The 11,357-nt window shown below is 35.2% G+C and carries 9 protein-coding genes; 5 read left to right on the top strand and 4 right to left on the bottom strand.

Annotation, left to right across the window (positions count from 1 at the left end; all coding sequences use genetic code 11):
- Positions 1–2,359 precede the first annotated feature (2,359 nt).
- On the top strand, positions 2,360–3,658 hold the full coding sequence (locus ACEO2X_RS11875) for a hypothetical protein (protein ID WP_371972070.1): 1,299 nt from the start codon (positions 2,360–2,362) through the stop codon (positions 3,656–3,658).
- A 61-nt stretch (positions 3,659–3,719) separates the two neighbouring features.
- Here ACEO2X_RS11875 and ACEO2X_RS11870 read toward each other — a convergent pair whose 3' ends face one another.
- Positions 3,720–4,652 (bottom strand): replication initiation protein, encoded by a 933-nt coding sequence (locus ACEO2X_RS11870; protein ID WP_371972069.1) that lies wholly within the window; start codon positions 4,650–4,652, stop codon positions 3,720–3,722.
- 1,174 nt (positions 4,653–5,826) lie between these two features.
- Between ACEO2X_RS11870 and ACEO2X_RS11865 the strand changes: the two genes are divergently transcribed.
- A complete protein-coding gene (locus tag ACEO2X_RS11865) occupies positions 5,827–6,072 on the top strand; it encodes a helix-turn-helix domain-containing protein (protein ID WP_179997520.1) in 246 nt (81 codons plus the stop codon).
- A gap of 16 nt (positions 6,073–6,088) precedes the next feature.
- Here the strand turns inward: ACEO2X_RS11865 and ACEO2X_RS11860 are convergent, their stop codons facing one another.
- Positions 6,089–7,333, bottom strand: coding sequence for a DNA cytosine methyltransferase (locus ACEO2X_RS11860; RefSeq protein ID WP_061519783.1), 1,245 nt, complete (start codon positions 7,331–7,333; stop codon positions 6,089–6,091).
- Positions 7,334–7,583: 250 nt separating this feature from the next.
- A complete protein-coding gene (locus ACEO2X_RS11855; protein WP_061519782.1) occupies positions 7,584–8,327 on the bottom strand; it encodes a PmeII family type II restriction endonuclease in 744 nt (247 codons plus the stop codon).
- Between the two features lie 627 nt (positions 8,328–8,954).
- On the opposite strand from ACEO2X_RS11855, the gene ACEO2X_RS11850 reads away from it, so the two are divergent.
- From ACEO2X_RS11850 to ACEO2X_RS11840, 3 genes are all read left to right on the top strand, one after another.
- Positions 8,955–9,524, top strand: coding sequence for a hypothetical protein (locus ACEO2X_RS11850; protein WP_371972068.1), 570 nt, complete (start codon positions 8,955–8,957; stop codon positions 9,522–9,524).
- 26 nt (positions 9,525–9,550) lie between these two features.
- On the top strand, positions 9,551–9,787 hold the full coding sequence (locus ACEO2X_RS11845) for a hypothetical protein (RefSeq protein ID WP_016659738.1): 237 nt from the start codon (positions 9,551–9,553) through the stop codon (positions 9,785–9,787).
- 231 nt (positions 9,788–10,018) lie between these two features.
- A complete protein-coding gene (locus tag ACEO2X_RS11840; RefSeq protein ID WP_039048204.1) occupies positions 10,019–10,288 on the top strand; it encodes a hypothetical protein in 270 nt (89 codons plus the stop codon).
- Positions 10,289–10,556: 268 nt separating this feature from the next.
- Here the strand turns inward: ACEO2X_RS11840 and ACEO2X_RS11835 are convergent, their stop codons facing one another.
- Positions 10,557–11,108, bottom strand: coding sequence for a plasmid replication DNA-binding protein (locus ACEO2X_RS11835; RefSeq protein WP_176538539.1), 552 nt, complete (start codon positions 11,106–11,108; stop codon positions 10,557–10,559).
- Between the last annotated feature and the right edge of the window lie 249 nt (positions 11,109–11,357).

Below are 11,357 nucleotides of genomic sequence, written 5' to 3'. Positions count from 1 at the left end.
AATCACCCTCATTTGCTCTGTATTGGATTTTTATAGACATTCCCCTATAGATCCATAGGTTTTAAAAAGTAGCTTAAAACGCAAATGGTGGAGTTTTATCAGGGGGTAGGGTTTTCGAATAATTTTTTCAATGTGGTTTCAATACGATTCAAATAAGCAAAAAAAACCGCAATTCATTGCTGAATTGCGGTTCCGAAAAATTTCTTCTATCCAAACCTATGTGTGTTTTTAAAGTCTGGTAGGTTTTTTCTTGCTAACAGGTGCCATATTCGGATCTGCCACACAATTCACAGTCCCAACATTTTTTTATCTGCCAACGTCTTGGATCAGACCTGCCCTGTTGCCAGTAGCTACCCGAAGAACGCTATATCATTTTTGAGAGGAAGTGAATATCTGTGAGTGAATTATTTTTTATCTCATGGAAATAGAAAAGACCGTACTACAAAGGTGCAGTACGGTCTTTAAAAAATGATAAAACAATAGATCTCTCTATGTGTTTAGAATTAATCAATTCACTTGAGAAAGTGAGTGGATTAATTTGATGAAATGTTAATTTAATCAAGATTTTAATCTTGGATGTATTGATTAGAGGGATGGATAGAAAGTTGGTGACTAATCAACAAAAAATCGTTCCATAATTAATACTGTTAAATTTTACAGTTCGTTGGATAGTCCTCGTAAAGCTGAGGATTGCTACACAGAATATGTGTGGATTCCACTCTGCCATCTCTGACAGTTCATCTATTTAACGAAAAGGTAAAGCCGATGAATAACTCTCTCATGCTTACAGGACTGAGATCCTGATGATTTTATTACCTAAAATCATAAAGGTCTGAACGAGGAAGCGTCAGACTTTGCTTGTAAGACAAGCGACTACGTTTGCTTTTTTTGCAAGTACCAAAGAAATACCATTTCATACTCGATTAAAGATCTACCAAATCTTAATTTGAGCATTTCAAAACCACCTATTTTGAAATTGGTTACTTGCAGTCCTTCTTTTGCTTTTTCACTACACACACGCTCGAGTTTTCGTCCTACTGACTTGTACGATTTTTGTCTATCTTGTTGTAAAACTACTAAAACCAAGATAGTTAACGCATTCGCCAATAATAGTGGGTTTCGCCCCCGCCTACTCTCCCGATCTCCCGATGAATAAATGATCCTTTGCTTGCTTTGCGTCAAATGAAGACATTCGCAAGAATTAAAATCAAAACTGTTTTTCTTAGCTTTTGACTAAAAAAATCAACTGTAGTGGCTATTATGAAAAATCATAACTACAGTCACAGCTCCATCTTCCACACTTACACCAAAATCTACTATGTACCCTTCGGATAGCTTATAGCCCTTAATTCCACTCCCCGATCAATCAACTGATCTTCGATTTCCCCTGTCGTCGTTCCGTAAACAGGCTTGGCAAGAATTAAAAACAAAGTTATATCCCCTTGATACCCACTCGCACCCCTACACTACAAACAACGTAGTGCTTAGGTTCTGCTAGAGTTGAGCTATTCGTGCTGATTGTGTCTTTCCACACAACCAAAAAGTTTCGACCTAATGATGATCATCTACTTTCCACAGATCCCCGAGCTTCTGCTCTTTCACTGTGACACTCCCTCTCGTGGCATTGCATCTGCGGTTAATTTCCCTACAGAAACACGGCTGAATCGACAATAAATCAATTGTCTACAGCTTCGATTATGGTTTCATGGTCGCCCAAGTACCAACCACCATTCGCACAAAGGCATTGGTGGCTCATTTCTACCTAATTGGAACGGATAGAAAAAAGGCTGACACGCAACACCATCAAAGATGATATTGCGCTGACACCTTTTAGCCCCCTTCGTTTGCGATACCGAGCCATTTGGCATGGCAGTACGCTTCACGCTGAGGTAGATCGTATTCGTTCGATACATACAGGTCGCCAACCTGCATGCCAAAAAAGCAATGAATTTAGAAGTTAGTCAGACTCCCAAAACATTTTTACAAAGAAGAAAAAAGCAAAGGGAGTTGGTAGCTCCCTGTTGAACAAAGAGCTAGACCTAACTTCTAAAAAAGAAGAACCAATTTTTAAAGAATACGGTTTAACAAGCCGAATTTATCACCCTATTCAGGGCGGGGCAATCAGAGTTTCATCAAATTACAGGAACGACTTGATTACACCCTGATTGCCCCGCCACGAAGCTTCGCTTCGTAAGAAAAGCCAGCTTCGCTGACTTTTCTTTTCAAAATCCTCGCTTTGCAAGGATTTGTTTTTAAATGTAAATTTATTAAAAAAAGTAATACCTGAAATTTTTTAAATTATTACATTTCCACTATTACACCTTTTCAAAATTTTATTGCTTGGTGAGCAAATGGGGAAATGAAAGTGATTTTTTACACCACTTCAAACAAATTTTTTATGTCGGCAATTTTGAATTGTGTTAGCAAAGGAAAAGCGACTTTCTATCGAAAAATATTTATCGATATTGACCAAGCTGAGAAAGGAATTGCGAGTTTAATTAAGCGGTACAATGTTGGTTTAGGTTCTGCAACAAACAATAAAAACTTTGCCTGTAATGGACACCTTGTTATTCAGTACAACCAAGATTTAAGGCAAAAAAGACAGGTCATCATTTGTATTTTGATTACTCTACCTCAAGAAATCCGAGATACTTCTCTGCTGTATCAAAAGCTAGTTGCAGAATTACAAGTCGAGCCTGCGCCAACTCCACGAAAAAGGAAAAACCTTGCGATTGCTTATCAGAAAGACTTTATAAAAAAAGACTTCAAGGAAAGGGATGGATCAGAAAATCGTGAAGAATTTCATAGCCTAGAGCATGAGAAACAGAGGATCTACATCTACAATGTTGATTCAGTCGTAAAGCTAGAATTGAGAAAGTCAGACTATCCTAAAGCCAAAGTAAGACAGATGCAGAAGTATGCCGATGAACAGGCTTTAAAACAGGGTAAACCACCTAGAAAAATCAGTGGATCTCGATGGACTTGGCATCTCACGCCTGTTTATATGGATTTTATGTTTTCTGTAGCCAAAGTTGAGATTGATAAAAAGATTTTGATTAAAAAGGATTTAATCAAAAAGACGGTTACTCAATCAAAAGCTAATATGCCGACTAAGGGTGTGATAAAGCGTCAAGCAAGGTTAGAGCCTTCTGAGTACCGTGAAGCGATTTCTAATGTCGCTTTCATGGTTGACACGATTCCTATGTTTGGCGGTACTTTGGCTGATGTGGGGCAAGTGGTACAGAAACTTGAAAAGCAGTTCAATCGAGGGCAAGCACATAAAGCTAAAGGTGCTTGGGCTACTCAGAAAAAAGTTCATTTGCCGATCACAGAAGCTTTTGATATTCAAAGGCTAAAAAAAGAAGCATCATATTCGACCCGTATCGATTGGAAGTATCATTCCTTTTCTTCTTTGTATGAAGCTGTTGAAACCTTTGCAGATCATGAAGATATGGACGAAAAGTATAAGCAAAAAAGAGAAGAAGACGTTTTAAAATTCTATGAAAAGGGGCAAGCAAGGATTGCAAGACGAACCAAACAGCAGAACAATGACCGCAGGATTAAACTCAGTAGAGAACGAGTACAGAAATTGATTCAAAAGCGGTTTTCAAAATGGAAAGATAAAGTCCGTGGGATACATAAGGATCAAAAGCAGTAAGTGGATCTGGCCAACCACACCAGGATTTTTTCAAAATCTTGGTGTGGTTGGCAGGTCAAACTTAGCCCTTAAAGTGTGTTTCAGTTCGCAAAGCCTTGAAAATGCGCTTTGCTGTTTCTTCACGAACCGATTTTGGATCTCGTAAAATATTCGAAATCCATACCGCAAATGCTTCATAGTCCTTGTTGCCTGCAAGGTCACTGATGCTGTGGACTTTTGAAAGAATGGAGCTGTAAGTGTTGATCTGGCTGTCAGTCATCTTGCAGAACATATCAACGGTATTTGGATCTCGACCCTCAATCGCTTTCAGCTTCGACTTCTCCTTGACTGTAAAACGGAAGCCAACGACAGCACGCCCCGATTTTATGTTCTCGTAGGTTACGTTAATATCTGTCTGTTCTGTAATTTCATCTAATGACGGTTGAATTACACGTTTTTTTAAGTTGCTTAGGTCATTGTATGAATCGGGCACGCCTAGCTCATTTCTAAAATCTTCTAGGGATATTTCAAATCTCCCCATTGCCTGAAATTTTTTAGCTAGATGATATAAGTCGAAAGAGTAGTCCCTTTTCAATCTCAGTATGATGTCTTTTTTGTACTTGGTATAGGGATTTACCTTGTCGAACTCTTTGAGCATAAATAAGACAACTTCGGGAAAGCGAATAGCAATCCCTCCTGATTCGTAAGTGCAGTCAATTACCCAATTAGATAAGACCTTTTTGTTTTTTTCATTATGATAAGAAAAATATCTTTTAATCAATGACTTGCTTGCTTTTTCTAGCTGTGCGTATGCTGAGTGCTGTGTGATCCCACACTCTTTCGAAAAATCTTCTGCTGTGATGATAATAGCGTCTTTTTCCGTAGCATCTTGTGTACGTGCAAGAGGGCTAGAAAGAATCAAAAGGCGTTTTTCATTTACACTCATGCTTTTAAAACACTCTTGAATGTTATTTTGCATTACGACCCATGATGGAGGGTAAGTTGTTATTTTCATAAAGCTAAAAACCAAAAAAGTACAATGGATATAATGTACTTAATAATAGCAATATAAGATCAAAAAATCTATAAAAGTACACAATCTACAATAAACTTTTTATGGGTTTTCGCTCAAATTTTGAGTCCCCTATTTGTACTTTTTTTTAATAAAATGCAATCCAGTATCCAATCTACAATGTGCTTGGTTTTGGGTTTAGATCCAAATTCGAGTCTTTTTTGTGCTTTTTTAGCAAAACGCAACAAAGAATCTAGTTTGGAATGTACTTTGTATTAGGTTTTCGCCCAAAATATACCCATATTATTTAATTTACTCATTTAAAGTACGATGTATTTATTGTACTTTTCAGTCCCTCAAAAGTACTTAGTTAGTCCCTCAAAAGTACTTTTTAAAACGCTAAAAGTCCCTCAAAAGTACTTAGTTAGTCCCTCAAAAGTACTTTTTTAAAGTCTGAAAGCATTGATATATATGGCTTACATGGGGGGCTAAAAGTATTTTAAAAGCTTATTAAAAGAATAAAAGAAAACAGGGGAGTGAAAACTGCCCTATGACACTCGCTAAAGCTCGTGGCATTTTGACCTCGCTAAAGCTCGGTTTAAGGGGCAGTTTTGGGTTACGATCTTGAGAGGATTCTAAAAAAGTAAAAGCAACTACGGCTTCGCTTCGCTCAGAAGCTTTTTTTACTCGCTTCGCTCGATCTAGAAGCAAATATAAGCAATTGATTTACTGCTTTTTTGAAGCAAATGTTTTAAAAACGGTTTTTCAGAGGGTCTAAGCGCAAATTTTGGTGTGGTCGCTCGTAGACACTCGCTCGGAAAGTGCAGTCAGATGCAAAAAAAGAGAGATAGGGATTTAGAGACCCATAAACCATATATTGTGATTAAAAGTAGTCGTATTCTGCTCTATTTTGCGCTGTATGGCATTTTTATTTACTTTCTATACCCAACTAGCACAATTGATTTAAAGTGGCTTAAAACGCAAATGGAGGGATTTTATCAAGGGTGGAGTTTTCGGATAATTTTTCAATGTGGTTTCAATACAATTTAAATAAGCAAAAAACAGCAATTCATTGAAATTCACGCTAAGTATAGAAATTGCGTATAAGAGATTTTATGTTAAATCTTTTGATATATGGGATGATAATAAGTGAGTTTATATTAAGTTTGTTTGTGGCATGTTTGACAAGAAGTTTTTTGATACCCCAATGGGATTAAAGCAGATTTTGGCTTATGAGCTTTATGTAAATCATGGTCTTTATCAAAGGGAAATAGCTAATTTCTTAGGATGCTCTAACAACACAGTTGCTAATTATGTTAAAAAATTAAAAAAATATGATCATTTAAAAGATTTTAAAGTGACTCTAGAATCAAAATCTAAAGATGTCGAAAATGCCCTAGAAAATATTAAAAGGCACCTTTAGAAGGTGCCTTTTAAGTTTAATCCATTTGATTTAGCATTTTTACTAATGATTTACCGATAGCAAATGCTAAGTTGACTGGAACAGCATTACCAATTTGTTTATAGATTTGGCTAGCTGAACCTTGGAATACCCAATTATCAGGGAAAGTCTGGATTCTTGCATATTCTCTAGTCGTTAAAGGCCTATCTTCACTTGGATGACAACGTTCTGTTTGTTTTTGTGCCGGCGCACAAGTCAATGTTAGACTTGGTTCATCCCATGATAATCGTCTAGCCATACCTGTTTTTCCACCACCTAAGTGAAAACTGCCTTTCATATATTCAATTTGTAGTTCTAGAGGTAGATCTCTCCAGTATCCACCTTCAGGAACATGCGACATAATTTCGGCCTTTCTTTGAGGGTATTTTTGACTTATAGATTCAGGAACATCATCTTCATATAATTCACCAGCTTTGAAAGCATCACGCAGATTTAGAATGCGATGATAGGGAGACGGTTTCTCAAAATTAGCTTGGCCAACTAGATCTTTTCGAACACCAATAATTATAAGACGTTCACGCTTTTGAGGTGTTTTATAAAATAATGCTTTATAAATATCTTTCTCAACAATCTCATAACCTATTTCTTCTAGAATAGAAATAATGGTTTCTAATGTTTTTCCACCATCATTTTCCGCTAATCCCTTTACATTTTCTGCTAAGAAAACTTTAGGTTGAATTTCTTTGATAGCTCTAGCCATCTCAAAAACTAAAGTTCCTCGGATATCTTCAAAACCTAACTGTTTACCAGCATACGAAAAAGGTTGGCATGGGAATCCTCCTGTTAATAAGTCAACTTTTCCTTGTAAATGACGAAAATCAACATTAGCAATATCATCTTCAATTACGTTCCATTCAGGTCTATTAAATCGTAAAGTCTGACATGCAAATTTATCTTTCTCATTTAATAAAATTGATTTGAAGCCAGCTTTTTCTAAACCTAAAGCTAATCCGCCTGCTCCTGCAAATAACTCGACAAGAGAAAACTCTCTAATTGGAGTTGTTTTTTCTTGTTCTTGCCATGAGCTATTAAACATTGCAGAGAATTCGGGAAATTGAATTAACTGTTCTTTTTTATATGGTTTTTTGTGGGTTGCAGGATCTAGAATCGGAACAAGTTTTCCATTCTTCGCCCATGATTCAATATTCCTTTTAGAAACTGATAAGACATCAGCAATTGTTTCTGCGGAGAAGCAATCGTCAAAGGAAGTAAGTACATTCATAGGTGCGTTAAGGTTATTACAGAACAAGTCATAAGTTTAACGTGGAAGGAGAGCCAGGTCCACAATTATTTTAGGAGTTTTGATAGTGTCAATGTTTGATAAATATAAGGTTGAAACAGATAAGTCATCTGCAACTTGTTCGGCAGAAAAATTATCTAACTCTTTAGGGATAGCCGTCATGATATGAGTTACAGGTAAAATAGAAGCTTATTTCCCCCCATTTTTATAATGGAGGAGCCACCCCATAAGATCACTTAGATTCTTTATTCGCCATGTTAGAGAGTTCTATAATTTTTTTATCATTAGATAAGTCTTTAATTATAGAATCTAATTCCTCACTAAAATCAGATTCTTCTGCTACTTCATCAATTACGGCTATTAAATCATCATAAAACTCATTATCACCAGTTAATTTTTCCCAAAATTCTCTACCAACAAGCACAATATAGTCATGTTTAGATTCTAAATTCTTATAATGTTGACTAATCTCACTTCTCTCACCATAGACAATTCCAACAACCATATCATTGACTTGTAACGCAAGATTATTTGTTCGAGCTAAATTTTTTACAGCTTTAAAATGTTGATGAATCGTCTCCACATCATCTTTATTTATTGTGTTTGGTCCTGATTTAATCTGACAGTATTTTTTTCTACCATCTTGCTGATCTTCATACTCAATATCAATTCCTAATGTCGTACTGCTAAATGTACCTAATACGTCATTCGTAAAATTTTGAATTGCCCCCCCAAAAGTTGTGTTTATGCTCGTACCTAAAATTCGAGGGTAAATTAATGCTTTAGCTATACTTTCAGGGGAAGCATCTCCAGTTAAAAAATTAGCTAAGTATGTTGCAGTAAAAGGATTTATATTAAATTCAGAGGCTTTTTTTAGTTTTTTGGCATTTCGTAAGTGACTTTCCATAACACTTTTTCGAAACCAATCCTTAGCTTTCACTAAAATCTCTTTTTTTTGTGTTTCTGATAACAACATACATGTCCTTATAAATTGGATTTAATTACTGCTTCTAATTATAAGCTTTTATATATATTTTTAATGTTATCAATATCATTAATGAGCAAAAAAATGCCATCTAAACTTTTTATTGCAACAACACTAAACAATTATGAAGAGACTTAATTTAGACGCAATGATCCCTAATTTATGTCAGCCTGAGCGTACAACATTGCTCAAAACTTACCCCAAGGTTTATCCGCAAAAATTGTGGATTGTTTTTAGGCTGAAAGCCTTATAGAGTGTATGTGATTTTGGGTTTCGAGTGTTTTTTGAGCAAAAGTGTTGGCAAAAACTATCAAAACTGCTCATAAAAAAGCCGACTTGTTTCAAAATCGGCTTTTTATGGATTTTAGGGTTTGGTGTAAATTTTTAAGATATTGATTTTTATATTAATATACAAGTGTATTGCGTATAACCACCATTATGTTAAATGGAATGTATATTCATATAATTAAAAATATTCTCTATGTATATTTCGGCATTTTTGTAATTTTTAAAAATATTCTCTGCGTATGTATTGATATTCGTGTCGTATATTTGTATATTTGGCTTATTGAGACTCGATATACAAATTTTAAAACCAATATTTATAGGATATACGTCATGAATAACCAAAAAATTGAACATCAATCTGTAATTGTCTTTACATCTGAGTCGAAAGATTCTTTAGTGAAGAATGGTGGAAGTAGAGCTTGGCGAGCTGTACTAAGTAAATTAGAACAAGCAGAATATTTAATATGTACTCAGAATACGAATAAGCTACATGAGCACGATCCTGAAATTGATCATGGACAAGCTTTTTATATTGGTAAGGTTCGGAATATTGAAATTGTTGAATATGATCGAAAATTTATACAAGTTTCTGAATATGCATTTTTACCGAATGATGTTGTATTTAAAGAAGCATGGAAGCGGTTGACGCAAGGCGAATCAAATCAAGCCCAACAATATCCCGTAGCATATAAGGATACTAATGAGTTATTTGAAATGTTGCATTTGAACTTAGATGAATTGGACTGGATTACCGTAGATCAAACACAACGTATTAATTTAAATGAGCCAAAGACAATTACATCTGTAAACTTGCCTGAATTAATAGAGGAAGCCAGGCAGAAAATTTCAGAGGCTGCCAATGTAAGCCCAGATAAAGTAACAATCCAAATTTCATTTTAAAGTAAATAAATCTAGAAGGAATCAAGATGAATAATCAAATTTTTGACGCTATCCGTGAAGCTTTAGCAAATGCAGATGAAAGTTCTTGGACACAGGAATTACATATCCAAGTTATTAAATATGCAGATAGTTTGGCTGATGTCACAGGAAAAGAATTTTGTGAGGCCGTCCAAATTAAGGATAGCTATTTTGCTGAATTTAATAAGATGAAAAAGATAGCAACAAGATTAATCGCAGCAGGATTAGATGTTAGTCGTCTCTAGCCTTTATTTAAATTATCTAAAATTAACATAATGCACGTTATACGAAGTTGAAAAATTGAGACTATAGCCTTAATTTTTATGTATTTTTTTAATTTAACACCTAGGCCAGTGCCTAGGTTTTTTCATCTCGTATAACAGCCATTATGTTAAGTGATTAAAAAAGCCTTGAAATAGTTGTAAATTAGTTGTAAAATAGTTGTATATTAATTTCACACCTATGGAGGTTTTTATATGTCAAGAATGTCAAAAACAAGCGCCAGCTATATTCGTATTGCGGATAAGATTATTTTTACCTATGCGGAACTAGTACCTGGCAATCATCATGAGTTCAACAAAAAAAATAAAGGCGTACCAGTTGCCGCTGTGCATTATGAAAAATTAGACGAGTATATAATTTTACGTGATGGTCAGGAACAACCGCTGTGCATTGATGACCCGAAAAAATTTATCAGATCAATTCGCCGATTAAATAAAGATTGTGAAATCATAAATAAGCTATGACCATATTTAATGGAATACCTAGAATGACACTTTTAACGATAGTTTAAGCGTTTACACAGTTTTATTTACAGTCTCTTAAGTTTTCCTAAAATTAACATAATACACCTTATACGAAATGCTTTTAATTTCCCTTTTTTAATCATAGTCTTATCTTGTTTTTAAAAGCCCGATCTCAACAGGTTGGGCTTTTTTGTTGATTCTTCATGTTCCACGCCTATTATTTAAGCAATGTTTCACGACTTTGTTCATATTAGTTAAACAATCGTGGTTAATCATAGGGTCTAAAAAAACGGCTCCAAAAACCCCTTTTCTCAGGCTCTGGAATCCGCTTATTTTCTTTTTCAACCAAAGTAGTCAATCCGTCATCTTTAGGCTGAGTTTGGATCTCGGCTTCTACTGGAGCTTCTTCTTTGGCTAATTCAACCGTTTCTTGAGGTGCAGCAGCAGGTGTTGGATCTTCTACTTTTGGCGGTTTTGGGGCTTCCAGTAGACGTTGCATAGCTTCGATTTGTTCCTGATAGAACGATTCACGTTCTAGCGATTGATTTTCTCTCAGCACTGCCTGATTTAACTGTTTTTCCAGTATGTCAACTTGACGTTTTAGTAAGTCAACTTCTGTCAAGTTTTGACTGTTAATTGATTGACTTTGATTGACACTAGTCTCTTTTTTTTGTGGTTCCCCAAAAACTCTTAAGGCTTCTGTAAAGTCAATTAAACCATCAGATCCTTTAGATAAATTTCCTTTGTTTATATGTGCATATATGGCCTGTCTTGAATATCCGTAAAGCTTGGCCAACTCTGAAACTGACAGTTTTTTCATTATGTAAACCAGTTTTCAACCTGTGTTAATACTTGACTGTTAACTTAACAATTTCAATTAACAATGTCATTTAAATCTTACTTTTCTGATCTGAGTAAAAGAATTAACTCCTTAACACTTTAAATCACCCTCATTTGCTCTGTATTGGATTTTTATAGACATTCCCCTATAGATCCATAGGTTTTAAAAAGTAGCTTAAAACGCAAATGGTGGAGTTTTATCAGGGGGTAGGGTTTTCGAATAATTTTT

It is taken from the genome of Acinetobacter sp. AL9 (assembly GCF_041464035.1).
GTDB lineage: Bacteria > Pseudomonadota > Gammaproteobacteria > Pseudomonadales > Moraxellaceae > Acinetobacter > Acinetobacter towneri.
The sequence above is the reverse complement of the archived record's forward strand: the minus strand, read 5'-3'. Positions and strand labels throughout refer to the sequence as shown.